Annotated in this window: 30 protein-coding genes and 1 other annotated feature; of the genes, 1 reads left to right on the top strand and 29 read right to left on the bottom strand. The window is 46.0% G+C overall.

From position 1 onward, the window contains the following. Window positions 1–14: 14 nt before the first annotated feature. The 17 genes from H6A32_RS13020 to H6A32_RS12940 all read right to left on the bottom strand — a co-directional run bounded on the left by H6A32_RS13020 (window position 15) and on the right by H6A32_RS12940 (window position 13,019). Window positions 15–914 carry a carbohydrate ABC transporter permease gene (locus tag H6A32_RS13020; RefSeq protein ID WP_330677512.1) on the bottom strand — a complete coding sequence of 300 codons (900 nt, stop codon included), beginning with the start codon at window positions 912–914 and terminating at the stop codon, window positions 15–17. An 88-nt stretch (window positions 915–1,002) separates the two neighbouring features. Further along, window positions 1,003–2,316, bottom strand: a complete 1,314-nt coding sequence (locus tag H6A32_RS13015) for an ABC transporter substrate-binding protein (RefSeq protein WP_118636644.1) — start codon at window positions 2,314–2,316, stop codon at window positions 1,003–1,005. 277 nt (window positions 2,317–2,593) lie between these two features. Next, a complete protein-coding gene (locus tag H6A32_RS13010) occupies window positions 2,594–3,130 on the bottom strand; it encodes a hypothetical protein (RefSeq protein ID WP_204864516.1) in 537 nt (178 codons plus the stop codon). Window positions 3,131–3,132: 2 nt separating this feature from the next. Then, complete coding sequence (locus H6A32_RS13005) at window positions 3,133–4,077, bottom strand: AraC family transcriptional regulator (protein ID WP_138374029.1); 945 nt, start codon at window positions 4,075–4,077, stop codon at window positions 3,133–3,135. Then, on the bottom strand, window positions 4,070–4,516 hold the full coding sequence (locus H6A32_RS13000) for an NUDIX hydrolase (protein WP_204864515.1): 447 nt from the start codon (window positions 4,514–4,516) through the stop codon (window positions 4,070–4,072). The genes H6A32_RS13005 and H6A32_RS13000 overlap by 8 nt, the downstream gene beginning before the upstream one ends. A 48-nt stretch (window positions 4,517–4,564) precedes the next feature. Then, window positions 4,565–5,257: a Type 1 glutamine amidotransferase-like domain-containing protein gene (locus H6A32_RS12995; protein WP_191427873.1), complete on the bottom strand. Its 693-nt coding sequence runs from the start codon at window positions 5,255–5,257 to the stop codon at window positions 4,565–4,567. A gap of 41 nt (window positions 5,258–5,298) precedes the next feature. Then, window positions 5,299–5,508, bottom strand: a complete 210-nt coding sequence (locus H6A32_RS12990) for a hypothetical protein (protein ID WP_204864514.1) — start codon at window positions 5,506–5,508, stop codon at window positions 5,299–5,301. Continuing rightward, on the bottom strand, window positions 5,505–5,771 hold the full coding sequence (locus H6A32_RS12985; protein ID WP_204864513.1) for a class I SAM-dependent methyltransferase: 267 nt from the start codon (window positions 5,769–5,771) through the stop codon (window positions 5,505–5,507). The genes H6A32_RS12990 and H6A32_RS12985 overlap by 4 nt, the downstream gene beginning before the upstream one ends. Window positions 5,772–5,909: 138 nt before the next feature. Continuing rightward, window positions 5,910–6,497, bottom strand: coding sequence for a type IV toxin-antitoxin system AbiEi family antitoxin domain-containing protein (locus H6A32_RS12980; protein WP_204864512.1), 588 nt, complete (start codon window positions 6,495–6,497; stop codon window positions 5,910–5,912). 213 nt (window positions 6,498–6,710) lie between these two features. Next, the gene (locus tag H6A32_RS12975; protein WP_204864511.1) at window positions 6,711–7,823 is read right to left on the bottom strand and encodes an alkaline phosphatase family protein; all 1,113 of its coding nucleotides are present in this window, start codon (window positions 7,821–7,823) and stop codon (window positions 6,711–6,713) included. Window positions 7,824–7,844: 21 nt separating this feature from the next. Then, the gene (locus tag H6A32_RS12970) at window positions 7,845–8,636 is read right to left on the bottom strand and encodes a tyrosine-protein phosphatase (RefSeq protein WP_204864510.1); all 792 of its coding nucleotides are present in this window, start codon (window positions 8,634–8,636) and stop codon (window positions 7,845–7,847) included. 36 nt (window positions 8,637–8,672) lie between these two features. Continuing rightward, window positions 8,673–9,359 carry an APH(3') family aminoglycoside O-phosphotransferase gene (locus H6A32_RS12965; RefSeq protein WP_204864509.1) on the bottom strand — a complete coding sequence of 229 codons (687 nt, stop codon included), beginning with the start codon at window positions 9,357–9,359 and terminating at the stop codon, window positions 8,673–8,675. A gap of 174 nt (window positions 9,360–9,533) precedes the next feature. Beyond that, window positions 9,534–10,517 carry a J domain-containing protein gene (locus tag H6A32_RS12960; protein ID WP_204864508.1) on the bottom strand — a complete coding sequence of 328 codons (984 nt, stop codon included), beginning with the start codon at window positions 10,515–10,517 and terminating at the stop codon, window positions 9,534–9,536. A gap of 38 nt (window positions 10,518–10,555) precedes the next feature. Then, window positions 10,556–11,317, bottom strand: a complete 762-nt coding sequence (locus H6A32_RS12955) for a nucleoside phosphorylase (protein WP_204864507.1) — start codon at window positions 11,315–11,317, stop codon at window positions 10,556–10,558. 108 nt (window positions 11,318–11,425) lie between these two features. After that, window positions 11,426–12,097 carry a PHP domain-containing protein gene (locus H6A32_RS12950; protein WP_204864506.1) on the bottom strand — a complete coding sequence of 224 codons (672 nt, stop codon included), beginning with the start codon at window positions 12,095–12,097 and terminating at the stop codon, window positions 11,426–11,428. A 19-nt stretch (window positions 12,098–12,116) separates the two neighbouring features. Then, window positions 12,117–12,707, bottom strand: a complete 591-nt coding sequence (locus H6A32_RS12945) for an SOS response-associated peptidase (RefSeq protein ID WP_204864505.1) — start codon at window positions 12,705–12,707, stop codon at window positions 12,117–12,119. 24 nt (window positions 12,708–12,731) lie between these two features. Beyond that, on the bottom strand, window positions 12,732–13,019 hold the full coding sequence (locus H6A32_RS12940; protein WP_204864504.1) for a hypothetical protein: 288 nt from the start codon (window positions 13,017–13,019) through the stop codon (window positions 12,732–12,734). 177 nt (window positions 13,020–13,196) lie between these two features. Here H6A32_RS12940 and H6A32_RS12935 point away from each other — a divergent pair, with 177 nt between their 5' ends. Further along, complete coding sequence (locus H6A32_RS12935) at window positions 13,197–14,072, top strand: MerR family transcriptional regulator (protein ID WP_204864503.1); 876 nt, start codon at window positions 13,197–13,199, stop codon at window positions 14,070–14,072. An 82-nt stretch (window positions 14,073–14,154) separates the two neighbouring features. Here H6A32_RS12935 and H6A32_RS12930 read toward each other — a convergent pair whose 3' ends face one another. The 12 genes from H6A32_RS12930 to H6A32_RS12875 form a co-directional block, all read right to left on the bottom strand. Beyond that, a complete protein-coding gene (locus tag H6A32_RS12930) occupies window positions 14,155–14,472 on the bottom strand; it encodes a DUF6442 family protein (RefSeq protein ID WP_087168965.1) in 318 nt (105 codons plus the stop codon). Window positions 14,473–14,606: 134 nt separating this feature from the next. After that, a complete protein-coding gene (locus H6A32_RS12925) occupies window positions 14,607–15,176 on the bottom strand; it encodes a hypothetical protein (protein WP_087168964.1) in 570 nt (189 codons plus the stop codon). A gap of 13 nt (window positions 15,177–15,189) precedes the next feature. Then, window positions 15,190–15,666 carry a YaiI/YqxD family protein gene (locus tag H6A32_RS12920; RefSeq protein WP_138374103.1) on the bottom strand — a complete coding sequence of 159 codons (477 nt, stop codon included), beginning with the start codon at window positions 15,664–15,666 and terminating at the stop codon, window positions 15,190–15,192. 12 nt (window positions 15,667–15,678) lie between these two features. Beyond that, complete coding sequence (locus H6A32_RS12915) at window positions 15,679–16,440, bottom strand: EFR1 family ferrodoxin (protein ID WP_191427596.1); 762 nt, start codon at window positions 16,438–16,440, stop codon at window positions 15,679–15,681. Window positions 16,441–16,480: 40 nt separating this feature from the next. Continuing rightward, complete coding sequence (locus H6A32_RS12910) at window positions 16,481–17,236, bottom strand: SAM-dependent methyltransferase (protein WP_204864502.1); 756 nt, start codon at window positions 17,234–17,236, stop codon at window positions 16,481–16,483. Between the two features lie 101 nt (window positions 17,237–17,337). Continuing rightward, the gene (locus H6A32_RS12905; RefSeq protein ID WP_087168960.1) at window positions 17,338–18,405 is read right to left on the bottom strand and encodes a PD-(D/E)XK nuclease family transposase; all 1,068 of its coding nucleotides are present in this window, start codon (window positions 18,403–18,405) and stop codon (window positions 17,338–17,340) included. A gap of 259 nt (window positions 18,406–18,664) precedes the next feature. Then, window positions 18,665–19,177: a ferritin gene (locus H6A32_RS12900; RefSeq protein WP_087168959.1), complete on the bottom strand. Its 513-nt coding sequence runs from the start codon at window positions 19,175–19,177 to the stop codon at window positions 18,665–18,667. Between the two features lie 148 nt (window positions 19,178–19,325). Continuing rightward, on the bottom strand, window positions 19,326–20,300 hold the full coding sequence (gene hemB / locus H6A32_RS12895; RefSeq protein WP_087169014.1) for a porphobilinogen synthase: 975 nt from the start codon (window positions 20,298–20,300) through the stop codon (window positions 19,326–19,328). A gap of 114 nt (window positions 20,301–20,414) precedes the next feature. Next, entirely contained in the window at window positions 20,415–20,708 is a 294-nt protein-coding gene (locus H6A32_RS12890) for a hypothetical protein (RefSeq protein WP_204864501.1), read from the bottom strand. 64 nt (window positions 20,709–20,772) lie between these two features. Beyond that, window positions 20,773–22,044: a beta-galactosidase gene (locus H6A32_RS12885; protein WP_204864500.1), complete on the bottom strand. Its 1,272-nt coding sequence runs from the start codon at window positions 22,042–22,044 to the stop codon at window positions 20,773–20,775. Between the two features lie 150 nt (window positions 22,045–22,194). After that, window positions 22,195–23,901: a carbon starvation CstA family protein gene (locus H6A32_RS12880; protein ID WP_138374106.1), complete on the bottom strand. Its 1,707-nt coding sequence runs from the start codon at window positions 23,899–23,901 to the stop codon at window positions 22,195–22,197. Between the two features lie 139 nt (window positions 23,902–24,040). Then, window positions 24,041–24,303: a binding site (T-box leader), on the bottom strand. Between the two features lie 165 nt (window positions 24,304–24,468). Then, window positions 24,469–25,137, bottom strand: coding sequence for a helix-turn-helix domain-containing protein (locus H6A32_RS12875; RefSeq protein WP_207738758.1), 669 nt, complete (start codon window positions 25,135–25,137; stop codon window positions 24,469–24,471). Window positions 25,138–25,163: the final 26 nt, after the last annotated feature.

The raw sequence follows: 25,163 nt of genomic DNA, 5'->3' as shown, positions 1-25,163 counted from the left end.
TTCTATTTCTTTTCTTAGTCACGCGTATCACCTACTTTCATATTGATAAATGCCAGGATCGCAACAATAATAAATACGAAGAATGACATTGCCGTCGCGTATCCGAAGTTTGCAACCCCCTGTCCAAGTGAGTTGTTGTAAATATAATGTGACATGGTGATCGTCGCATTTGCCGGTCCGCCGTTTGTCAGGTTGACAGACTCATCGAACAACTGAAGCGTTCCGTTGATGGACATGATAAATGTCATGATAATCGTTGGTTTCAAAAGCGGAACCGTAATACCCCAGAATGTCTTCCATCCGTTTGCACCGTCAATCTTGGCCGCCTCGTAAACGGAATATTCAATATTCTGCAATCCTGCAAGATAGAATACCATGTTGTATCCTGTCCATCTCCAGATCAGGGCGATGATAATAACCGCCTTTGCGCTGGCTGCATTTCCAAGGAAATTGTAATTGGACTCCAGAATACCAAGATGAACAAGAACGGAGTTGATCAGTCCGTCTGTTGCAAACAAGGATTTAAAAATCAAAGAGTAGGATACAAGGGATGTCGCACAAGGAAGAAAGATACATGTACGGAAAAATCCCTTTAATCTCAGATGCTTGTTATTCAGAAGCTGCGCCAGCAAGATTGCAAGAATCAGCATGATCGGCACCTGAATAATCAGGTACAAAAATGTATTTCCGACTGATCTCAGAAACAGCTTATCCTGAAACATTCTGGTGTAGTTGTTAAAGATCGGTTCGGACCACTGCATGTTTGCACTGGAACCGGTCTGCAGTGACATAATAAAAGCCTGAATCATCGGCCAGAATGCCATGACCGCAATCAACAAAGCCGCCGGAGTTAAAAATATCCAGCCGGCCGCTGACTGCTTGGCAAGTAAGCTCATCCTTTTTTTCTGTTTCACTTGAGCCCCTCCCTTACACTAATTTCGAATAACGAGGAACGAAAACTCGTTCCCCGTTACCGTTCATTCTCTCTTTCGATTAAGAAGATTAGTTGCCCATCTCGAAGTTCAGCTGATCTTCTGCTTCCTGCAGAGCATCCATTGTGTCTGCACCGTTGATGATATTTACGATTGCGGATCCAACGTAGTTACGTGCGGAATAGTGATAATCGCTCTGTTCAACAGTCTGTACGTGAGTTCCCATTTCAACGATGTCAGCGTAAATCGGCTGGTTGTTGAAGTATTCTACACCTTCATTGTAAACTTCTGTCTCGCCTGCCGGTGCGTATGTAGAAATCACACCGCCATCTTTCAGTGCGTTGTCATATGTTGTTGTGCTTCCGCCAAATGTGTAAGCAAGGAAGTCTTTTGCAAGGTCAACATTCTGGCAGTTGGATGTGATGTACAGAGAAGATCCTCCGTTACTTGCATATCCCTCGCCGCCTTCCAGTGTCGGCATGCTTGTAATAGCCCATTTACCGCTGTTTGCTTCTACTTTTTCGATTGTAGGAATGATCCAGTTACCATTCATGACACCTGCAACCTGATCGCCCTGGATTGCTTTGTCTGTATAGTCAGACCAGCTGTTTGGCATAAGAAGCACGTTTTCTTTTGCCATCTCAACAAGTTTTTCAACAATTGTTACAAGTGTTTCATTTTCTGTGATGTACGGTTTTCCGTCTTTAAACTGGGAAACACCTTCAGCCTGCATCATGATGTATGGAAGGTCGTTTCCATCGCTGTTCATGCAAAGAAGGGCTTTTCCTGTTTTTTCGTATACGGCTTTACCGATTTCGATAAATTTGTCCCATGTGCATCCTGTCAGGTCATCGATTGTGTATCCTGCCTGCTCCAGAAGGTCTGTACGGTATGCAGCAACAACGGTACCGTTGTCTACAGGTACTCCGTAGTGCTCTCCGTCGATTGTGGAGTAGTCAAGTTTCTCAGCTGCGAAATCATCCCAGTTGATATCAACATCTCCGAGCGGTGTCCATGCATCCGGATAATCCGCTACATATCTCTGAATGTAGTGATCCTGGAAAAGCACGATATCCGGAAGGTTGGAATAGTCTCCTGAAGATCCTGCTGTTGTGATAGCTGTCTCTACGTCTTCAGAAGCTGCCTGCTCCAGAATCTCAAGTTCAAATTCGGAATCTACATTTTCCTTATAGTCAGCTGCTGCTGCCTCGATCGCCGGAATATTAAATGCCGGGTCCCATGCGTATACTGTCAGTTTATGACCGCCTTCGGAAGAACCGGATCCTCCTTCGCCTCCCTCTGAAGATCCTCCGCCTGTTCCGCAGGCTGCAAGAGAAATTGTCATGACACTAACCAGTAATGCTGAAATCAATTTTCTTTTCATAATAGATACATCCTCCTTTTTCATGTTCGTCCAGTCTTTCGAACATCTTCTGAAAGTATTATATCAAGACATCCCTGTGAAATGTTTGCAGATTCGTATATAAATTATGCATTTTCGACCATTTTTGTGCCGTTCGCCCTGTTTTTGTTGCTTTTTCGTTACTTTTTTGTCCAATCGGTACACCCGCTTCTCCGTTTTTTACAGCATCAGCTTCATTTTATTTATCCATTCTGCCAAAATCGCGATTTTTTTTGTATATTTACCTCTGTTTTTTGTCTCATCTATCCTGCCAAACCCATGTTTCTGCAAAAAAGACCTTGTCAGGGAGCATATTTTTCATCGCGCGGAGCATTTCCTCATCCAAATCGAGAAGAATCTTGATCTTCTCTCTTCCTTCACCGATAATCATCGTATAGTACGGGATTTCATCATCATACGAAGTATAGTCATACTTCGTCAGACGTTGTGTTCCTCCCTTAATGCGGTATTTCGCCACCTTTTCATGCCAGTTCGGCGCTACCACTTCCAGCTGATTCAAATCCAGCTCATGGGCATTTCTCCGGTGCTTTTTCCCGATAATCACATCAATCGTAAACTGATTTCCTTCCATAGTATATTCATATTCCTTCTGGCTGAACATATCAAAGGCAAAGTAAAGACAAATCAGCAGGAAGCCCGGGAGCATAAATCCCCTTGAAAACACGATGCCCATCAGAACAAACAGAACTCCAAACAAGATCATCAATATTTTCAGTACTCCCGTGCCCGGTTTTTTCTTCCTTTTCACCTGTTTTATAATCTTTGTACTGTACATTTTTACCACCCTTCCTCTGACCGCACATTAAACTGCAGAATCTGCTGTTCGTAATTTTCCGGTCTCTTTTTCCACTCCTCCGGCGCCATCCCCATAATCTTCTGAAAGTTCCGGTTAAAGGTCGAACTTGTGAAATATCCGCATTTTCCCGCAATCGTCGCAATCGGTTCATCCGTCTTTCTCAGGTACTCGCATGCCGACTGGATTCTGACCAGATTGATATATTCCAGAGGACTCATCCCCATACACTGGGAAAACACACGGCGGAAATGTGTTTCGCTGATATGAATCTGCGCTGCAATATCACTGACTTTCATCCGCTCATGGTAGTGATCGCTGATATAATCCAAGGACCGGTAAATGAGATTGTTCATCCTTGCTTCCTCACGGACTCCTCCGCCCGGCTGATCAAAAAAGGCGATATTTTTTCTGGCAATCTCCGATAGAAATGCCAGCATCATCCCTTCCGCCTCCTCGAGATAGAACATCTTCCCTTCCCGCATCGTATCCAGAATACGCTTCAAGAGCTCCGCAAGATAAGGCATTTCGTTTCCCTTTGCAAAAACTGCTTTCTGATTAATCGCCTGAATCATCTGGTCTACATATCCCGGCGCTCCCGAAACCAGCTTTCTCAACAATTGTTCCACATCGACAAACAGATATTCCCACGTACTGATATTTCCCGGCTCGCTGTTCGTTGTATGCAGATAATTTTTCGGGATCACAGTAAATTCTCCTCCTCTGAAAAGATATTCTTCTGTCCCCAGTATCATCGATCCTCTGCCTTCGTAACAGTAACCTATCTCCAGGAAATTATGAAAATGCAGATAATCAATATTCCTTCCGTAATTCTGCTGCCATTTTTCTCCTAGAAGCGCTATAATTGTCCTCTTTTCCGGCATCCGGTAGTATCTGAATTCGGCTGTCTTTTTTCTCTTCCTACTCATCGTGATACCCTCCCCGCCGTATTTTTGCTTCTCTCATCAAAACCGGCTGAATTTCCGGATAGGTCCATTTTTCCGGCAGATCCTTTGTAATCAGGATCTTTTCAATCTCGCTGTGAAGCTCCTTCTCAAACTTCCTGATTTCTGCCGTGTAGAGCATCCCGTATGTTTCTTCCCCTTCTTTTCCCTCCTCGTCCACTGAGGTTACCGAATACACACAGACCCGGTCAAGATCGAAATCCAACGCTCCGGTCTCCTCATAAAGCTCTCTTCCTGTCGTTTCGTCTATCTTCTCTCCGGGCTCCCGGTGTCCTCCCGGCACCTCGTATGTTTCCCGTTTCCGGTGTTTGCAAAACACCCATTTTCCATCATGCCGCGCAATCATCACAGCAAATTTTAAAAGGGAATCTTCCACTTCATCATAAAAACGAACTTTTACCATGGCTGTTACCTCCTGCTGTTATATTTCTTGTCTGGTCTCGCATCCTGTCTACGGAATCATTTCCCTTCTTTTTCCCCCTTCAAAACAATAATACGGCCTGCTTCCGATCATTTCAAAATGATCTCCATTCAGAAACAGGGTATCTTCTTCCGGCATGGCAATGACCGGACCACGTTCCTGCGAATACCGGAGCAGTTTTTCTGTATATCTTTCTGTCCGCTCCCGGTTCTCCTGCTCTGTCAGTCTTGAACTTCCATTCGTATAATGCGCAAACACCGAATATCCGCTCAGGGCATCAAATCCTTTCGTATCTTTCAGCCCCACTTTATTCTGATCCATAGCCGCACAGCTTTCGATATCATATCCAAAGATAATCGCGCCTGCGCTTCCGCCGAAGACAATGCCGTCCTGTTCGATATATGCTTTGATTTTCTCAAAACTTCCGCTTGCTTTCAAATCGTTCAATAATTTATATGTGTTTCCACCGCCAATAAAAATCGCGCTGTAGTTTTCCACATTTGTCCCGTCCAGTTCCTCCGCGCTTTTAACCATCTCGATATCCGGCACATCCACACACCGAAGCTCGCCCAGAACCCACTCGTGGCAGCTGTCATAGTCCGCATTTTCCATGGCAAACGGAAGATACAATATCGGTTTTGTATGATCAATCACATCGTTCAGACGCCGGCAGGCGTCTTTTGTCTGAACGCCGTCTCCTCCACCGCACAAAAATATTCTCATGGTCTGTTTCTCCTTGCTTCTATAATCGTTCTTTGATTATATCATTTTTTTCTTCCGAAGGAAATCAGATGACACTTTGCTGAGACGACAGAATGTTTTCCATCGTTTTCTGACGTTGTTTCTCCAAACGCTGCCAGATGTTCTGTATACTCCTCACCGTCCTGACCTAGGCTGATAAATTCAACATAATCATTAACCCGTACTCCGACATTTTGCAGTCCCAACCGCTCCATATAGACTGGAATCTTCATGCCGACTCTGACCAAAATCTTTTCCGTCCTTCCTCAAGCAGTTCCCGGCAGAAATCCACTCCTGTATACGTGCTTTTCTCCGAGAGCAGAGGCAGAAGCCTTGCACAAAGATCCCCGTATCCACACCCCAGATCTAAAATGTCTGCATCTGGTTTCAGCTTCCATACCGACTGTACGAGAAAGGCAAAATAATCTTCATTCCACATATGCTTCCTTGTCAGCTTTAAATACTTCTCTTGTTCCTTCCAATAAGCACTGTCCATTCTTTTCCCTCCATATTCCGTAAATCTTATGCCAGAATCCCCGGCCTGTTTACAGCGCGGTTCTATGATTTTTCAGATCTGTTCATCCCCTGCCTTGATTGGAAATGATTTTCGGAGCTGGAGATTGATCCGAATTTATCACACTAGTACCTCCAAATAATTATTAAGAATCTCACCGCATTTCAAAGTTTCCGCATATTTGACGAGCCGATTCAGGTTCCTTTCTCTCCGGCTCAGATAGTTTGTAAGAATCTCTTTCGTCTCTTCAATTCCCACTTTTTCTCTGTAAAAAACCGTATCAACAACCGTTTTTTCTATATCATAGATCCTAAAACGGTTCTTCCCTTCCTCTACTGTACGAATTCCAAGTTCAAACCGTTCATCAGTAAAATAACTGATATGAATTTCCGGCCACTCGGGCAAAGCACTGATTTTTGCCTTTCTTCTGAGTGCTACATTTATCGCATCCGGGCTAAAAGAAGAAAGCCCATAATAGACTGCCGCACTCAAGAGACATATCACTCCCGAAGGCGCATAAGCGTAGGCATAATAAAAATCCGACTCTGTTCCTCGATAGTTCATGTTTTCATAGAATTTATTATTCAGTTTACTTAGCCTTCCTTCTGACGTCAGCTTATTAATTTTGTAATAGGAAAGTCCCTGCTCTTTTAGCTCTTCCAGAGAAACAATCATCTGATCGTCAGGAATATTCATTGATTTATCCATGTTCCACCTCTCTTTCGCTCCGAATCATTTTATTTTTTTCGGCATTTTTTTGTTTTGCCGAATTTTATTTAAAAATAGCATTGGAAGTCTGGTTTGTCAATATGCAAACTCTTATTCATTTTTCTTTTTTTCCAACGAAAAAGGACATCTCCGGAATCCATTTTCCGAAAGATGTCCTTTCTGTTTCTTCTCTCTTCCATCTATCTGCAAATACTACGCATTTTCCATCACAATCAGCGGAATCAGCATCTCTTCTTCCCGCAGTCCTGCATGGACTCCGACAAAAAAGTCTGCTTCTTCCCGGGAGGAAAAGATTGTCAGCTCCCCGGTTCCGACTGCCAGATAGTCTCCCAGCATTTCCCGGAAATCCGGATGTTCGGCTCCAGTGCCGAAAAGCTTTCTTTCCAGCACCTGTTCCTTTGTCAGCAGAAGAAACTCCTCTCCGAAAGCGTCCTGAAACGCTTTCTCAAACTGTTCTTTTTTCTCTTCTTTCACAAACAGGTTCAGCGCCCTCGGCTCGATAGACGGCATCCGCACCAGACAGTCCATGATCTCCGGATAATCGGTAATGGAAACATTTTGTGTATCCACCAGCCCATGGTCTGCCGTCACGATCAGAAGCGTTTTCTCCAGCTTATCACTTAAAGCCTGGACCTGCTGTTCCAGTTTCCGCATAATCTGTTTTGTCTGGCTGCTGTAGCATCCGGTCTCATGCATGGTGCTGTCCGGTTCGTTCCAGTACGCATAAATATATTTCTTTCCAGGCTTTCTACACAGCATTTCAACCTGTCCGCAGATTTCTTCCATGGTCTTTGGAAACGGCTCTGCAAACGGCATAACTTCATAAGCCTCCCCGCCGCGGCGGTTAATTCTCTCCACGACTGTCTCGTATCCGCAATACTTCTCAGCCACATTATAATCTGCTGCCGGAATACTGGTTCCTGTCTTCATGTTGGTGAAAACCGTAACATTCTGATCAATCCACGGATAATAACAGTCCCAGCCAAGCCATCCGTGCTCACACGGCTTCAGTCCACTTCTGATAGATGTGGTCGCCGCCACCGTAGTCGGCGGAAATACCGAGCTGTAGGAACATTTCATGTGGCTCCTAAAAAATCCGGTCTCCTCCAGATTTTTCTCCATGATCCTGCTTCCCATTCCATCCAGAAGAAATACGACAATATTTTCGTACTCCTTTTCCAGAAACGTATCCACACACGCAAGTGTCTTTTGCCCTTTTTCACGGATTCCAAAATTCTTTAAGACTGACTGCGCCAGATTGGCCAGTCCGTTTTCATAATCTGGAAATTTCAATTTCTGATCCATCTTTTCCCCCTCACATATGATCTAAAGCGCACACGTTCTAACCAAATACAATTCCTTTAAGCATTTCTGTTCTTCCTGTCCTATTCCAAGTCCGGTTTCGATGTAATTCTCAAAGGAACCATATTCCCGATGCGCGGTTTCAAAACTTGTGCAAAGATAGTCCTGGTCCACACTCAACGCTGTCTCCACTGCTTTAAGCATCTCTTCAGATGCACATTTTTGTCTCAGGCCGTCCAGAATCACCTGATTGGCTGCCGCCCGCATATGGTTTGTTTCCATATAATCTTCCATGATCGTATCCCGAGGCACTCCCAGAATCGTCAGAATCACTGCTGCGGAAATGCCTGTCCGGTCTTTTCCGGCAAAGCAGTGAAAGACAGTCGCTCCTTCTTCTGTCTCAAGCAGGATCTGCACAAAACTGCGGATCGCGTCTCTGGCGGTCCGGGTCGTAATAAATTCCCCATACAGCTTTTTCATATAGTCATGGAGCAGCTGTGCGTTCTGCATGTTCATCAACTGTTCCCTGCTTCCTGTCGCCTGTCCTCTTCCCATCAGCTTCTCTCCCGGGAAGAAATCAAGTACATACGCCCTGGCTCCCGGTACTTCGCAGTCCGGTGCCTTTCCCCGCTCTTCTGCTGTCCGAAGATCAACCACATTGACCACGTGATACTCTTCCTGTAAGCTACGGATCGTCTCCCCGGTCAGTTCAGACATATCTCCGCACCGCAGCAGCCGCTTTGGTGCAACTTCTCTTCCATCCTTTGTCCGGAGTCCTCCCAGATCCCGGAAATTTGCCAATTCTGCTCCAATCATATGCAGCCTCCTCCTTCGATTCCGCTTTTCTCTATACTAAAACAATTCATCCAGCAAAATATAATACTGGATCTTCTCCCAGTCCGGTGCAATTCCAAGTTCCTTGAACAACAAAAGATCGTCATAACCGGAATACGCTTTCCCGTGAAATCTTCCGCTGTAATTCTGGGAAAGGCTCCGGTAACAAAGTGCGATGTCGCACCATTTATCTGCAATCCCTGCCCGTCCAAGATCAAGATAGCCTGTCAAACGGTCTCCTTTTCCAAATACATTTGGCAGGCAGTAATCGCCGTGGGAGAGAACTGCTTCTTCCTCCGGCCGGTTTCCGAAAAGCCAGTCCAGAAGTTCTTTCGGACCGCGAAATCCCTCCGGGCCAAATGTATCCGGCTCTACATTGTCAAGATCTACCAGCCCCTGTTCCACCTGCTCTGCCGCCCGCATCAGCTTGTGATCGAGCCGGCAGTCGGCCGGACATCCGGAAAGATCCACTGCCCACAGTCTTTTTAATCCTTCTGCCTGCACCTTTGTCTGAAGAACAGGATTTCCCATGTAAGTCTCCTCACACATCATCTCCCCTTCCAGCCTGCTCATCAGCAGAAACTGTTCCTCTCCGGCCTCTTCTTTTGCGAGAATCCCTGGAACCGGAAGTCTGTCCTGCAGCCACTCCATCATACACAGTTCCTGCTCCGTTTCCCTGCTTTTCCTTTGCACTTTCAGCACCATATCGGAAAACAGCAAAATCCGGGAGCCGAACATACCGGTTTAATCGATCTGGTACTCTTTTCCTTCTATTTGATTTCTAATACTTTGTGGTAATTCCATACTCCATTTCCTCAAACTTTTCCATTGGTTCGTACTTCTTATTTTACTCAATGGCAGGATAGAAGTCCAGTCTCTCTATCTCTGCATCAGTTTTGTTTCATAAGCCAGAAGTAACTCCCGGATCTCTTCATTCAGATCTCTGTGCTGGTCTTTGGGCGGCTCCTGTTCCAGCCGGAAATAAAAGTCCACGTCCACTTTCGCCTTGTGAGGCCAGCCTCTCCTATTCTCTTTCACATCCCGTACATGCATCCGGACCTTGGCGCATTTCTCTTTCAGAAGAGGAATCAGGCAGAAGTACAGGTAGTCCTCGTCAAAGGACAGATGCCCCAGTACCTTCCCTTCCCGGTTCTTTACGAGAATCCGGTGTCCCTGAAATGCTTTTGGATAAATGGGAGCTCCTTTTTTCAGTTCTCCCGTTGCCCGGAAAGCTTCGCCCGAGCCTTCTGCGCCGACCCACGCCCGGAACTGATAAACCGCCCTTCCCTCCAAATCGATCATCTTCGGCTTTGCCGCTTTTCTCAGCGCCGCCAACGGATCAATGAACTGCCGGGTGAGAAGATGAAAGAGCTTTGCCTGCACCTGAAAGCGATGGTCGCTTTGCAGGGTATCCTCTTCCCGGAACGTCCCCTGCCTTCTCTCCACCTGTTCCAGCAGCTCTTTCGCAGCATGACGGAGGCTTATAAGAAACAGACTGAATTCTTCTTCCTCCGGATCCCACAGATACTTCCCCCGGGCCGCTTGATAATACAAAGGCTCCCCTTCCACATCCATACTGTAATGCAGGTAGACATTTCGTTCGCAGAAGGCATCCGCATTGACTGTGCCCGTCCATTCCCATTTCCGCCTTTTTCGTGCAGACCGCAGGATCGGGACTTCCTGTTTCATCAAAAGGTGATAGGCTTCATTCATCTGCTGCACCCGCCTGATCTGTTCCGGCCGGTCCGATCCCAGAGCGTCCGGATGATACCTCCGCATCAGGCTGCGGTACTTCTTCCTGATCTTCGCTTTATCCTCGCCCTGCACCACATCCAGTATCTCCATCGCTTCTTCCAGATTCATGCCTCTTCTCACCTCATTTCCTCTGCTGCTGTTTTCCGTCAAATCCGGACAGCCAGTTCTAGTGCAATCATGGCAATCCGGTCTTTTTCCATCAGTTTTGCGTCATTGCCAAGACTTCTTATATCCCATTGTTCCGCGTCCAGATTATCCGCCGCATAGAAAAACTGAAACAGTTCTCTTCCCCGGAATCTGGCTGCAGCTGCATTGGCGGAACATTCCATATCCACACAAATGCATCCCTGCTCTTTTCTTCGTTTTACCTTTTCCACAGTCTCCCGGTAAAAGGCATCTGTTGTCCACACCTTTCCCACGGTATAGTAGATGTTCATCGCCTCCAACAGTTCTGTAAACATCCCAAGATAATGCCTGTTGACTTCAATTTCATTTTCTGCCGGTGCGTAATGATAACTTGTTCCCTCATCCCGTATCGCCTGATTCGGAATCAAAATGGAACAATCTTCGATTTCTCTGTCCAGTACGCCGCACGTACCAAACACTATAACATTCCTGACCCCCATAGCAAACACTTCTTCCAGCATCGCCACACTCATCGGTGCTCCCACATCAATCATAAACAGGGCGATTTCTTTTCCTTTATAGGCCGCCCGATACACATAGGTCTCCCCATTTGCTGTACTGGTAGATGCAATCTTTTTCGCTCCCAGTTCTTCAACCATTCTTTCCATTGTAATTCTGGAATAACATGCCACGGCAGTTTCCGGCATCTCTGCAATCGGATCCACAAAATCTTCAGCATTGATTACCGCCTTTTGCGATGGATCAAATTCCTTTAGAACCATACTCATTCTCCTCATTCCTTTAAAATAGTACTGCTAATTTTTCATAATTTTATCTATTTTTGATATTATAGCAGAAAAAGAGACAAAAATGCCTCTTTTTTCGTTCTATCAATTTGAATCTGTGCTGACAATCAGCCGGATTTTTTCTTCCTTCATCAATGCGACAACTTCCTTGATATTATGGACATCCTTCTCTGTCTCGATTCCACCGAATCCCACCTGATCCAGATCATGGCAGTCGCTGCCGGAAACCAGTTTCAATTCCGGATATGCCTTTCTCCATTCATCCAGCTTTTCATTATGATTCCCGCTGTTCGGACGCTGATTGTATTCCACTCCATCTAAAAATTCCGGCTCACGAGGTACACATAGTTCCCGGAACGGATGTGCCTGATAAAATAACGCACCGCAGGAATGGCAGAGATGATAGATTTCTTCTTGGCTTAGGAAACAAAGATCCGGATGTTGGAATAAAAAGTCCTCGTCGATCCCGTAAATCAGGAAATCTTCCTCGTTCGGTTCCAGTCGGATTTCCACACCAAGCATAACCTGAATTCCATACTTTTCTTCTGCCGCTTTAGCTTTTCTGTATCCCAGAAGATACCGTTCTATTTTCTCCTCGTCCGTCTTTCCAAACTCGTTCAGCAAAACGGAGTCAAAGTGATTCGTAATCACAAGCGCATCATATCCCTCTTCAGCGTATGCTTTCATGATTGACTCTGCATCTGCTTTTGCGCAGGGACTTCCCTCACTTGTATGGACGTGCATCTCAATTTTCATAACATTTCTCCTTCCTGTCTCACATCGGAAACAATGTCATCTGCTCATAATCTGCCTGTCGTTTCAGTCCTTCCGGCGTCTGGCACAGCATTGCTTCAGCCGCTTTTTCGTCCCGGAACCAGTCCTCGATCTGATCCTGTCTTAGAATCAGCGGCATCCGGTCATGAACCGGTTTCATCGATGCATTTGCCTCTGTCGTCAGAATCACAAAGCGTTCTTCATTCTCCATGATATCGAAAAATCCTGCCAGATAAAGGATCTCTCCATCCTTGCTCTTAAAGGTATTTTTCTCTTTCCTCTGATTCCACTCGTAAAAATGACTTGCTGGAATAACTGCCCGGTGATACCGGATTCCGTCCGCGAAAATCTTTTTCTCCAGAACGGATTCAGCCCTTGCATTGATCAGCACGCCGCTCTTTTGAATCCCCGGATAGCCCCATTTTATACCGGAAAGACAGATTCCTTTTCCATTCCACTTCAAAATCAGCGCTCGTTCTGTCGGGCGGATATCACGCCCCAGGCATACGTTTTTGGCTTCGCTGTCCATCTCTGTCGCGAACGCTTTTAGTTTCTCTAAGATTGTCTCATCGATGTAAAACAGGCTGCACATCTTTTGTCCCTTTCCGGCGTCTTACTATTTCATCGCTTTTTTGATCCACTGATTCACCTTGTTCTTCGCGTCCTGAATTCCGTTACGGATCGGGTACACAAGATCAAGCTCTGATACGATCTCATTTCCTTCCAGCGCCTTATGGAAGTTCTTCCATGTATTTCTCATATTACCACCATTGCACACCAGAAGATAGATCTTCTTTCCTTTTATTTGATTTTCACTCAGAAATGTGTTGACTGCCGGCGCATAGGTGCCAAATCTGCATGTCTCCCCACACAAAGCGGAACATGCTTTTCGTCGGTTTTTCATCCGCCACGGTAAGTTTCAGCACGTCGGCGTCGATTGCCGCCTTCATTCCTTCTACAAGTGCCTCTGTATTTCCTTCATAAGAATAATAAACAATTAAAAATCTGTGCTTTTTTTGCTTCGATTCTTGACTCTCACGCTGCGTGATACGGTATGATAGGGATAGAAGGAGTGGAGCACATGAAGACAATAAGTCAAATCGCAAAATTGAGTGGAATCAGTGTACGAACACTGCAATATTATGATGAAATCGGACTGCTGAAACCGTCCAGTCTCTCGGAATCCGGATACCGCCTGTACGACGAAGAGGCCCTTGGAAAACTCCAGCAGATCCTGACGTTGAAAGAACTTGACTTTTCACTGAAAGAAATTCAGCACCTTCTGAGTGGGGCAAAATCTGACCGCGCTGCGGCATTTTGCAGGAAAAAACATCAATTTTTAATTGAACGAGGGCATCTTGACCGGCAGATCGAACTTCTGACCCGCTTGGAAGAGCGCGATACGATTGATAATCTCCAAGAATATGATCTTTCTGAATATTTCCGCGCACTGGAAGAGTTCAAAACCAGTCACAAAGATGAGGTTATTACCTACTGGGGAAGTGAAGAAAATTTCGACCTGTTTATTCAGCAAATCCGTAAAAGCGAGGCACAGGCTGCCCGCCTCGCCGTCCAGGAATTCGGCAGTGTCGAGGCGTACACTGAGGCAATGAAATACAATCTGGAACATTTTTCAGAAATCATGAAGAAGTGGCAGGCCCAGATTCCAGAAGAGTTGAAAGCGAAAGATCCGTTTGTCAAACTCGCCTCTCATAAAGGAGAACCCGTTTCCTCAGATGTTGTTCAGCAGCTTGTCCGGGATGCAATTTCCCGGGCCAGAGACACCGCATCTTCGGAGCTGTTCTGCGATCATGCATCTTACTGCGATCTGATCATCGAACTTTACTCCGGTGACTACATTCAGGCTGTCACAGACACAAAACACGGAACCGGGTCCGCTGAATATATTGTCAGCGCATTTCAGTATTATCTGGATCATTTCCGGGAGCGAGGATAAGATACCGGAAATAAAAAATAGAAAGAAAAAACCGGGAGGACCGCAAACATACTGCCTCTCCCGGTAGTTTTTGAAATTAAAATCAGAACAGTTCCTTCAAATAGGCTATAAAAAACAGTATTCCCCCGCCAATCTCTATGACTGCCAAAATCAAATCCCACTTGTTTCTCAACTTTAGAAACATCATCAGTTCCATTGAACCGTAAATCGTACAGAAAATAATCCATGCACTGTAATTTTCTCCTTTGTCTGCCCATGATGCCAATATAGAAAGTACCGCGCACATAAAGATACCAAATCCGGCCGCCATTCTTCCGGCCCACATCTGAACATTGCGTTCCCTTTCATCCACAATCTTGTTTTCTTTTCTGCTTTTTAATAAAACTTCTTCTTTTTCCATACTGATTCCCTCCAAATAAGGCCAGGTTTGCTTGTAGCCCTCAGCATATCATCGACAAGTAAACTTGTCAACAGATTTAAAATTACTTTCTTTCTGGAAAGAATCGATGTAACTTCTACTTTTAAAAAGAACGTTTATTCGTTCCTCGCGGAAAATTCACGAATATAGTCTTCCGTCTTTTCCATGATCTCTCTCATAATCTCCAGATCCCGTAGCGTTTCCCCGGTCTCCATGGAATGATTGGCATGCTCCGTCAGATAAAGAGGAATCTTTCTTTTCTCACATTCACTGACAATAACTTCCGTCTTCGCCCAGTCATCTCCGGTTCCGTGAAAAACAATTCCTTCCGTCCCGATGGCCTGAAATGACGCCTCCACCGGGGTATAATAGACATGTCCGGCTCCGATCCGGTTCATTGCATCATAGGACGCCGCCAAAGCGGTCCCGATACTCTTGGACAAAAACAGTATTTTATCATAAGAACCAAAGTCAATTTCAGAAAGCTGTTCTGCTACCTTTGCAAGTGCCTGTTCGTAGGCGGCATACATTTTCTTTGCGTCTCCCTTGATGCCCGATGGAAGTTTCCCGTAATCTGCGCAGACAATCTCATATCCGTACCGTCCGACAATCTTTCTGCTGTAATATAAAAGCGGCTTGTCCGCATGATATCCGACTCCTGGAAATACTACTGCTATCTTCTTCATCGTTTCCTCTCCTTTATTCCAATTTTCCTGTTTCTCTCTCATGTTCTACGGACGCTTTTTGTATCAGCTCTTCCAGAGACTTCACAAACCGTTCATCATCCTCTGCCGTTCTTTTCTTCGGCCCCTTCAGGTGATTCTTTTTGGAAGCTCTTCTTGCTTTTCCGGCAAGATGCCGTTCCATCAACATCTGGTCAATATTATCATTCGTGTACCACCTGCCGGACTGATGGATGCAAAAAGCCCCTTTTCCAAGAGCCATTGCCGCCACTCCATAGTCCTGCGTCACCACCAGATCCCCTTTTTTGCACAATCCGATCAGTGCAAAATCCACAGCATCCGCTCCGGAACCAATCACCTTCACTTCACTATACTCTGACTTCAATACATGATTCGTATCGCAGAGCAACGTCACAGACACACTGTATTTCTTTGCGGTCTCTTCCACTATCCTGACTACAGGGCAGGCATCCGCATCTACATAAATCCGCATCCATTCATCCTCCTATAAAGGAAACTGTTCTTTCGGGAACGTATAACGCGGAAGTCCCTTGCTGTGTTTCCCATATTCAATCGCTTCCGCCGGACATTTGCAGATGCAGGCCATGCAGTGCGTACATTGATCTCCCCATACCGGACGCCCATGATGGAACCGGATATTATTCATCGGACAGACTTTTGCACATTTTTCACAGGAAATGCAGTCTCCCGTTACATAAAACTTTTTAGCATGTACAAACAGTGGATAAAACACCTGATTGACCGGACCGCTGCTCAGTCTGTCCACCGGAGTGATTTTAGCCGGAGGAAACGGAAGCTTTTTCTGAATCCGCGAAACCACCTCATCAATCCTTTTCTCCGCACGGCGGATAATTTTCACCGCCTCCTCTTTGTGCGGTGTCTGAAACAAGGCTATATAATTTTCCGGCATCACGATTTGCATACACCCCAAATACTGCATCTGTTTTCCCGCGCAAAGCTCCTGCAGATATTTCCCGGCATTTCCTGCATTTAATCCGCACGTCATAACAAAATAGATCTTCTTATTTCCTGAAAGTTCTGTTCTCTTTATCCATGCTTCCAGAATCCGCGGGATTCTCCACGCATAAGTAGGCGATACAATCACCCAGGGCCTGTCCGAATATACCTCTCTGCTGTCTCTGTTTTTCAGTCTGGAAAACAAATCCAGTACTTCATCCCCGACAGCCTTTCCAATTCTCTTTGCCACATACTCACTGTTTCCTGTTCCCGAAAAATATAAAATCACGTTTCTTTCCTCCTTCCATTCGTTACTTCTTCCAACACGATTACAACTTTCCTGCAACGATCAGATACCGGTGAATGGTACCTTCTATTTTTCCGTCCCGTTCCAGATTATTCTGCATTTCAAGAAGATTTCCCATGCATTTTTCAACCGAAAAGCCCGGGAATTCCCATTCTATCACATGCGCAAACCATACAAACGCGCCTACGTCATAGAACACAATCGGACGGTATGCCTCTTCTGCCCGAAGAATCTGGAATCCTGCATCCTCAAAAGCCTTTCTCTGCTCTTTCAGGTTCAAATGCGGAAACGGTTTCGGCGTCCCCGGAAGTACCTGCTCTACCAGATCCCGGTCATTGTCACCGCCTACCTGTTCTGTAATAAAAACGCCTCCGCTCTTTAAAAGCCGGTAAAGTTCCGGTGCATCAAAGTCGCCGTGACGGTTGATAATCAAATCAAAGCTCTCATCTGGATAAGGGATTTTCGCCGGATCCTGACACTCTTTAAAATGAATTCTCAAAGGCAGCAATGTTTCCCGGCACAGTTCCACATTCGGAGGGTATCCCTCCGTTGCGGATGTCTTCTGCCACGGATGTCCAAGCGAGAGCAGAAATTCTCCCCCGCCGGTGTCATAATCCAGAAGTTCTGCATCCCCGGTAAGATACTGATTTACAATCTCCCTGTAATTCCAGGGAAGATCCTTCTCTTCCTCGTACCGCCCCTCAATATGCGAAAAATCCCACCCATGAATGTGCGCAAGATCTTCTTCCCGCTTCCAGATTGATTTCCAGTTCTCCATCAGCTTTTCCCTCCCTTGAAATATCGTTTCTTACTTTGCATACACAAAAGCGCCCATACAGGCGCTTTTGTATTCCAGACAGCGTTGCTGCTATCTCACTTCTATTTCTCCAGCTTCTCCATCAATTCCCGAATCTGATTCTGGAGCCTTGCATTTTCTTCTTCTTTTTCTTTTAAGGATGCTTCTGTCTCCCGCAGTCTGCTGTCTTTTTCCTGTAGCACAGTTTCTTTCTCCTGTAGCACAGTTTCCTTTTTCTGCAGATCTCCTTTAAGTCCGTCAATTTCTTCCTGCATCTCATCAATCATATACTGTACCGTGTTCCGATCCAGCTGCAACAATTCTTTTGAGAACATCTCCATCACCTTCTCTACATTCTGGCACAGTTCGTAGATCTCCTGATACATCTGTTTGAACTCCGGATATTCCTTCAAAAGTCCTGCAATCCTCCGCGGTTCATCTGTACTGAAAAACTCAAGCCATGCCTCCAGTCTGTTTCCTATACCTTTATTTTGCACAACATTCTGAAATACGTCAAGCGGAATGTATACATATTCCTGCAATAATTCCAGCTTGATTCCTGTATCTGATTTCTGGGAAAATTTATGAATATAATCATCCGGATATTCTTTAAATTCTTTTGGACTTTTCTCGTAGAGAACGATCGTGTACACCTTTTTCATATTTTTGTAACTGAAAGATTTTCCTCGTTCTCCTTTCACTCTCTTATACTGCCTGAGGAGCAGATCTGCTGAGTAGCAGGCACTTCTCTGACCTGAAAACAGATAGCCGAGTTTCTGTACCTCCACGTTTGCGATACTTTGATCTTCCAGCTCCACTACAATATCCATAATCACAAGAGAATGTTCGTCAGCAATCCGCACCGTATCATTGGGAAGTACTTTTAAAATCTTTACTTTCTTTTTCAGCACAAGTGATAGAAAATCCTCCAGCCGCTCCGGGGCTGTCTCGGGATTCAGAATCTCTTTAAAAAAGGAATCATAGAGAATCCGAAGCCCCCGGTTTCCTGTACAGACATCCAGAAATTCTTCCTGCTGCCCTTCGTTCCACTGCCGGAACATCTCAGAGAGTTTTTCGCTTTCGGAAATCTCCTCTAATACTTCTTTGCGCGTGCGTATGGTTGGAAAATACGTCTTTAAAATCGTTGCCATAACCATGTTCCTCCTTTTCTTTTTTCAGTTGTCATTTCGTTCATTTGCGGGTTTTATGACTCCGATGTGGAGCTTCCGAAAATGAGAATGCCTTTCGGCAAAAGAGATCTTCTTCTCTGATAGAAGAAGACAGAAACGGCAGTCAGAATGCCGCCAATATAGATAGTTTTACTGTAGCACAACGAGCTTCCGCAATCAAGAAAAAAAGCCTGCACAGAACAACCATTCTGCGCAGGCTTTTTTCATCCAGGATAAAATTCTATAAGACGAGAGATGGTGCTGCATATACGCGGGCGCCAAGTTCTCCATCCAGCATGTAAAGGGCTCTCGGATCGGATCCGAACAATTCATACTTCTTGATCAGATTTTCCGCATTGGTCTCTTCTTCTCCCTGTTCTTTTACAAACCAGTCAAGGAACTGCATCGTACGGAAGTCTTTTACCTGATTTGCCGCATCGTAAACATTGTGAATCAGTCCTGTTACATACTGTTCATGCTCATATCCTGCCCGAAGTGGATCTGCAAATGACTCGTATTTCTGATCCGGCTTGTCAATGGCCTCCAGAGTCACCTTGCATCCATTATTCTGTAAATATTTCAGAATCAGCATCGCATGGTCGCGCTCCTCCTGAGCCTGAATATTGTACCAGTTGGCAAAGCCGTCCAGTCCCTCTTCTGTATAATAATTTGCAAAATCCAGATATAAATAAGCGGAATAAAACTCCTTATTAATCTGAGTGTTCAGCAATTCTGCTACTTTTGCATCTAACATCTTCATTCCTCCTGCATTTTCCTTTTTTCGTACGGCAACATATACCTAAATCGAGTTATAGCACCTTCCTGCCGCCATGTCAAGCGCACACTCTCCCCGATCTGCTAACGTCCACAGCCTGATCCTGTTTGTCCGGCCAGCATCGGGATTACCCCTCCCTGATCCATCTCGCCGCCTGAGGTGCATAGTAGGTAATTAACATTCCCGCACCGGCACGTTTCATGGCTGTCAGGCTTTCCATCACTACTGCTTTTTCATCAACCCAGCCATTCAGGGCCGCCGCCTTTATCATGGAATACTCTCCGCTGACACTGTAGGTGCATATCGGAAATTCAAATCTGTCACTGACTGTTTTTACGATATCCAGATAGGCCATCGCCGGTTTCACCATGATGATATCGGCCCCTTCTTCGATATCCAGCTGTGTCTCCACAATGACCTCTTTTTTATTCCTCCAGTCCATCTGATATGTCTTTCTGTCCCCAAATGCCGGCGCAGAATCCGCCGCCTCCCGAAACGGTCCGTAAAAAGCCGACGCATACTTTACAGAGTAAGCCATGATGAGCGTATCCTCATATCCTGCCTCATCCAGTGAGCGGCGCATATGTCCGATCCGGCCGTCCATCATGTCAGACGGCGCTACGATATCCGCCCCTGCTCCTGCACAGGATACTGCCGCTTTTGATAAATATGCAAGTGTCTCGTCATTGAGGATTTTTCCATCCCGCACAATCCCGCAATGGCCGTGATCCGTATACTCGCACAGGCAAATGTCTGCAATACAGATCAGATCCGGGAAACATTCCTTTGCCATGCGAAGTGCGCTCTGAACCGCCCCATGTTCATCCCATGCGCCGCTGCCGCACGCATCCTTGTGATCCGGCACGCCGAAAAAGATCACCGAACGGATTCCGGTTTCCCACACTTCTTTCAAATGAATTTTCAGCATATCCACTGAATAACGGTAAATTCCCGGCATGGATGGAACCGGCTCCTTCACCTTTTCTCCTTCCACAACAAATACCGGGTAAATCAAATCTGTCACTCTAACATCTGTCTCATGAACCAGTTCACGGACAGCCGAAGATCTTCTTAATCTTCTTGGTCTTCTTATCAATTCCATCATTTAGCCTTTCTTTTTCCTGTCAAGTTCATTTTCCTACTTACATCTGCCGCCATAAATGCGCGGTCCTGGTTTGATGCGGCAGTCTCCAGGGAATTATATAAACTTTTTTCTCTATTCCAAAGTTCCAAGAGAAATCCGGTACTCGGTCTGCACATGGATCTTTCGTATCCCGCATCTTTGCTCCGGTTTCTTTTCGACATACACATGCTCTCTCACCGGATAAATCCGAATCGTCATCTGCTTTGGCCAGTCAAAATATTTCAGTCCGATCTGCCAGTCATTCCCTGTATAAAACCAGTCACCGCACAGTTCTCCGTCCATCCAGAGTTCGGCCCTGTCTCCGTCAAATCCTATAATAAGCCAGTAGTTTTCCGGAAAGTCTTTATCCGGATATTGAATGTTCATTTCATACTCCGTATAGTTCTGTCCTTCTGTTATCCTGCTGATTTCTGCTCCCGAATGTTTTTCTTCACATCGATACGATATTTTTTCTTCCGACGGCAGACAGCAGATCTGTCCATCCGGACTGTATGTGAGCAGATCGTACTTGTCTCCCGCCCGGCAGAATGAACTCTGTTTCCGCCATCATGCTTCCGAACTCTTTCAGCATCAGATGATACGGCCGAAGGTGATAAAACACATCATGAATCCTTCCATACTCTCCGACCGTTGCCTGGAAATCATAGGAATATACCGGGAGATCATTTAAATAACCAGTATCTTTTGACTCCTGAAGCGTACTGTACCTCCCCTTTGGATTTGTCCCTCCATGGTACATATAATATCCCAGAAGACTGGCTCCGCTTCCAAGCTTGCAGATCACCATTGCACATGTGTCTTTTTTGTCCACCACAGGACGCCGGTGCATCGTTACCTGCACGCCTCCGCCCAGCTCTGCTGTAAAATATGGATATTTCTCCGTGTCATAAGTAAATTCCTGTTCCCGCTCCTTTTGCAGGTCACTGCCAATACTTCCATCATCCTTATTGTGAGAAAACAGATAATTCGCATTCAACGGCATCTCATGTATGTGCTGTTCCCATGGTGCATCGCAGTATCCTCCCAGGACAGGAAGCATCTCCCCTTCCGGGACAATCGCTCCGCCCCATCCTGTAGCCGTATAATACGGCACACGGAACCCGGCTTCTTTTGCCAGCTGTTTGATCGTCTTCATATGCCGGACTCCAGCCTCTCCGGTCAGACCTCCACAGTGTCCGTATTCATTTTCCACCTGAATACCAAGCACCGGCCCTCCCTGTTTCCAGAGAAAACCGTCCGTCTGCCCGTAAATTTTCTCGAAAAACCGCTTCACATAAGACAGGTAAAGCGGCTGATCTGTCCGCACTTCGATTCCCTCTTTCTGAATCAGCCAGTCCGGGAATCCTCCATTCCTGCACTCGCCATGACTCCATGGACCAATCCGCAGAAACACCGGCATTTCACACTTCCGGCAGATTTCCAGAAATTCCCGAAGGTTCCTTTGCCCTTCAAAATTCCATTCTCCTTCCTTTTCCTCATGGTGAATCCAGAACACATATGTAGCCAGAATCTGTACTTCTCCGGCTTTCATTTTTTCAATTTCTTCTTCCCAGAATTCGCTTCGGAACCTGGAAAAATGAAACTCTCCCATTACAGGAATCCACGGCCTTCCGTTCCTTGTCAGGTACCGGTCCGTCGCCCCCAAAGTCCTTTCCGGACAGGAAGGATCATCATAGCCAAACGGAAGCTTTTTCCTTTTCATATTCTTCCTCTCTTATCACAAAATGTTATGAACTCCTCATTCTGTCCAGTATATCACATTTCAGGCGAATAAAGCGGTGTTCTTTCTGTTTCTTTCCAGAAAAAAGATCGGAATCCTCTTTCATTGATGATTCCGACCTTTTTTCTGGATTTAAGCCGATACGGCCGATGATTTTGATGCTCTCTTTCTGAGCAGTTCCTTTCCCGAAGTTACAACGATGGTCACGCCAAGGATCATCAGGAGAACCGCAACGATCAGCTGTAGTCCCTCGACCATAAATACGCCTTTTCCGTCAGAAAATGCCTTGACCAGCGAGATGAATCTCTGCACAAGGGCGGTAAATGTGACAACCAGCATAATCACAAATGGAGGTACCAGTGTCCTGAGTTCTCGACCTGTCACTTTCAGAAATACACACAGTGTAATCAGTACGAGAGCGCTCAGCAGCTGATTGGCGCTTCCAAACAATGGCCAGATATTCGAATAGCCGACCTGAGTCAGAATATAGCCAAATACCAGGGTAATCACCGTTGCGAAATATTTATTGCAGAGTACCTTTCTCCATCCCTCCGCATGCTCCATATCATCCACACTGAACAGCTCCTGGAACGACATCCGTCCGATCCGCGCAACAGAATCCAGCGTTGTAAACGCAAGCGCTGATACACACATAGTCATGAAACTCTGCGCCACATAGACCGGAATGCCGAACATCTCAAGGAATCCGGCCACTCCTGAGGAAAAAATCTGGAACGGCGTGCCGGCCGCTGCTGTCCCGTCTGCTCCTGCCGCCGCACCGGCAACACAAAGAGCGATAACTGCCAGCAGACTTTCCAGGACCATTGCCCCGTATCCGACTTTCAGCATATCCTTCTCATTGGAAACCGTCTTGGATGAGGTACCGGAAGAAACCAGGCTATGAAATCCGGATACTGCACCGCAGGCAACCGTTACAAACAGAATCGGGAACAGCGTTCCGAGATTCTCATTCTGAAACCCGGTAAATGCCGGAAGATTCATGGACGGATGAGCAAACAACAAACCCAGCACCGCTCCGGCGATCATTCCGATAAACATAAAGGTGGACATGTAGTCTCTTGGCTGCATGACAAACCACATCGGAAGCACTGCCGCCAGAAAGATGTAAAGGAATGCGATATATACCCACATTTCTTTCCCAAGAATTACCGGGAAATTCATTCCAAATACAAATGCAAGCACTGTGCAGACCAGTCCAAAGACCACTTCTTTCCATCCGGTCAGTTTCAGCTTATGCTGGCTCACTCCAAAGATCACCGCAAACAGGATGAAAAACAGAGAAATACTTCCCGCCGCTCCGTTTACAGTGGCATTCTCAGAAAGTGTCCTCACTCCGTCCGTCACAACATAGGCATTGAATGTATCCGCTACCATGTCCGCAAATGCCGCGATCACGATCAGACAGAACAGCCAGCAGAATCCAAGAAACAGCTTCCGTCCCGTCTTTCCAATATACTTCTCAATCAGCAGCCCCATGGATTTTCCATCATTTTTTACGCTCGCATAAAGTGCACCAAAGTCCGTGACAGCTCCAAAGAAGATTCCTCCGATGAGAATCCAGAGCAGTACCGGAAGCCACCCAAATGCTGCAGCCTGAATGGCCCCGGTTACAGGTCCTGCACCTGCGATGGAAGAAAACTGATGGGCAAAGACGGTCCACCCATCTGTCGGAACATAGTCCTGCCCGTCATTATGCAGAACTGCCGGCGTCTTCGCCTTCGGGTCGATTCCCCATTTCCTGGCAAGCCAGCGTCCGTACAGCGCATATGCCGCAATCAGACAGACCGCCGCCGCTAAAACAATTACCAGTGAGTTCATAATTTTCCACTCTCCTTTTCTATCAGGCCAAACGACCGGTTCCTTCCCTTTTGGAGGGTTCCGACCTGCGAATCAAGCGCAGCGGTAAAGAACAAAGTTTTAATTAAAATAAAAAAACGCCCTCTGACAGATTGCTCTGTCAGAAGACGAAACTTCTCTTCTCCGCGTTACCACTTCTGCTTACCGGACAACGTCCGGTCACTCTGTACTGTCGTCCGAACTAATCGTACGGATTAACAGCTTTCCCTCTAACGGTGGAACTCCGGTCCGGGCTACTCACTCACTTTTCACCCCGACTGCTTGCAGGGGATGGCTTCCTCGTCATGCTGTTTCCTCACACCAGCCGGAAACTCTCTGAAAGCATTGGTACACAGGAAGTCCTGTCCTGTTCTTCGCATTGGCTTTTTAATTTTGTTTTATTATAGCTCTTTTAAACAGATTGTCAATAGGAAAACCGAGTGCATTCTGTTTTTTCGTCAAACATGAATAAAATATTTTCTCTTCATCCTTGCAATTTGTGCATGTTTTCATCACTTTAAAGTGTTTTCTCAGAAAAGTGCAGAATCCTTATTTATCTTTTCTTTCAGATCCAGCTGCGGCCCAAAAAAACACTGTAAAAACGAATCCCACAATGAAAAAGAGAATGAGAAAAATCTGTTCCCCTGATTCCATTCCCTCTAATCCCCCGTAATTCTGATAATCAAACAGCGTTAACAAAAGAAAATAAACGCCTCCCACAATCCCCTGTATAACCGGACTGGACATCCGAAACATTCTCTCTGGAATCTTCTTGTCCAGATAGACCGCACAGGCAAACGTACCCACACAGACCAGCCCGCATAAAATCATCTCCCTCGTCGGCGGCAGCCACTCGCCGTCACCTTTCAGGACAAGGAGTAGCTGGAAGGCTGTAATAAAAGAAAACATTAAAATGTAAATGATAATCTGAAATCCATACAGCTGAGACCTGCCGACCGCCGTCATCAGCAGTTTCTCCGTCTCTTTCTGATACTGCTCCGTTTCGATCCGCTTGCCCGCCAGCAGCTCGCTCACACTGATATCCAGCTCCCTGCACAGGTCTTCCATAATATGGACGTCCGGAAACGCCTTTCCGTTTTCCCATTTGGAAACAGCACGGTCCGTTACATGGAGTTTCTCTCCCAGCTGCTTCTGTGTCAGCTGCTTTTTCTTTCTACATTCTGCTATAAATTTTCCAGTTTGATTCAGGTTCACCATAACTTCTGCCCCCTCTCTCTGAAGAA

The sequence above is a fragment of the Drancourtella massiliensis genome (genome assembly GCF_016900655.1).
GTDB lineage: Bacteria > Bacillota > Clostridia > Lachnospirales > Lachnospiraceae > Sellimonas > Sellimonas catena.
This window is presented reverse-complemented; position numbering and strand designations above follow the sequence as displayed.

Bases quoted from the DNA above. Each gene is read 5' to 3' on its own strand.
- H6A32_RS13015 (WP_118636644.1), bottom strand. From the start codon at position 2,316: ATGAAAAGAAAATTGATTTCAGCATTACTGGTTAGTGTCATGACAATT.
- H6A32_RS13010 (WP_204864516.1), bottom strand. From the start codon at position 3,130: ATGTACAGTACAAAGATTATAAAACAGGTGAAAAGGAAGAAAAAACCG.
- H6A32_RS13005 (WP_138374029.1), bottom strand. From the start codon at position 4,077: ATGAGTAGGAAGAGAAAAAAGACAGCCGAATTCAGATACTACCGGATG.
- H6A32_RS13000 (WP_204864515.1), bottom strand. From the start codon at position 4,516: ATGGTAAAAGTTCGTTTTTATGATGAAGTGGAAGATTCCCTTTTAAAA.
- H6A32_RS12995 (WP_191427873.1), bottom strand. From the start codon at position 5,257: ATGAGAATATTTTTGTGCGGTGGAGGAGACGGCGTTCAGACAAAAGAC.
- H6A32_RS12990 (WP_204864514.1), bottom strand. From the start codon at position 5,508: ATGAAGATTCCAGTCTATATGGAGCGGTTGGGACTGCAAAATGTCGGA.
- H6A32_RS12985 (WP_204864513.1), bottom strand. From the start codon at position 5,771: ATGGACAGTGCTTATTGGAAGGAACAAGAGAAGTATTTAAAGCTGACA.
- H6A32_RS12980 (WP_204864512.1), bottom strand. From the start codon at position 6,497: ATGGATAAATCAATGAATATTCCTGACGATCAGATGATTGTTTCTCTG.
- H6A32_RS12975 (WP_204864511.1), bottom strand. From the start codon at position 7,823: ATGGATCAGAAATTGAAATTTCCAGATTATGAAAACGGACTGGCCAAT.
- H6A32_RS12970 (WP_204864510.1), bottom strand. From the start codon at position 8,636: ATGATTGGAGCAGAATTGGCAAATTTCCGGGATCTGGGAGGACTCCGG.
- H6A32_RS12965 (WP_204864509.1), bottom strand. From the start codon at position 9,359: ATGGTGCTGAAAGTGCAAAGGAAAAGCAGGGAAACGGAGCAGGAACTG.
- H6A32_RS12960 (WP_204864508.1), bottom strand. From the start codon at position 10,517: ATGAATCTGGAAGAAGCGATGGAGATACTGGATGTGGTGCAGGGCGAG.
- H6A32_RS12955 (WP_204864507.1), bottom strand. From the start codon at position 11,317: ATGGTTCTAAAGGAATTTGATCCATCGCAAAAGGCGGTAATCAATGCT.
- H6A32_RS12950 (WP_204864506.1), bottom strand. From the start codon at position 12,097: ATGAAAATTGAGATGCACGTCCATACAAGTGAGGGAAGTCCCTGCGCA.
- H6A32_RS12945 (WP_204864505.1), bottom strand. From the start codon at position 12,707: ATGTGCAGCCTGTTTTACATCGATGAGACAATCTTAGAGAAACTAAAA.
- H6A32_RS12940 (WP_204864504.1), bottom strand. From the start codon at position 13,019: ATGAAAAACCGACGAAAAGCATGTTCCGCTTTGTGTGGGGAGACATGC.
- H6A32_RS12935 (WP_204864503.1), top strand. From the start codon at position 13,197: ATGAAGACAATAAGTCAAATCGCAAAATTGAGTGGAATCAGTGTACGA.
- H6A32_RS12930 (WP_087168965.1), bottom strand. From the start codon at position 14,472: ATGGAAAAAGAAGAAGTTTTATTAAAAAGCAGAAAAGAAAACAAGATT.
- H6A32_RS12925 (WP_087168964.1), bottom strand. From the start codon at position 15,176: ATGAAGAAGATAGCAGTAGTATTTCCAGGAGTCGGATATCATGCGGAC.
- H6A32_RS12920 (WP_138374103.1), bottom strand. From the start codon at position 15,666: ATGCGGATTTATGTAGATGCGGATGCCTGCCCTGTAGTCAGGATAGTG.
- H6A32_RS12910 (WP_204864502.1), bottom strand. From the start codon at position 17,236: ATGGAGAACTGGAAATCAATCTGGAAGCGGGAAGAAGATCTTGCGCAC.
- H6A32_RS12905 (WP_087168960.1), bottom strand. From the start codon at position 18,405: ATGGCAACGATTTTAAAGACGTATTTTCCAACCATACGCACGCGCAAA.
- H6A32_RS12900 (WP_087168959.1), bottom strand. From the start codon at position 19,177: ATGTTAGATGCAAAAGTAGCAGAATTGCTGAACACTCAGATTAATAAG.
- hemB (WP_087169014.1), bottom strand. From the start codon at position 20,300: ATGGAATTGATAAGAAGACCAAGAAGATTAAGAAGATCTTCGGCTGTC.
- H6A32_RS12890 (WP_204864501.1), bottom strand. From the start codon at position 20,708: ATGAACATTCAATATCCGGATAAAGACTTTCCGGAAAACTACTGGCTT.
- H6A32_RS12885 (WP_204864500.1), bottom strand. From the start codon at position 22,044: ATGAAAAGGAAAAAGCTTCCGTTTGGCTATGATGATCCTTCCTGTCCG.
- H6A32_RS12880 (WP_138374106.1), bottom strand. From the start codon at position 23,901: ATGAACTCACTGGTAATTGTTTTAGCGGCGGCGGTCTGTCTGATTGCG.
- H6A32_RS12875 (WP_207738758.1), bottom strand. From the start codon at position 25,137: ATGGTGAACCTGAATCAAACTGGAAAATTTATAGCAGAATGTAGAAAG.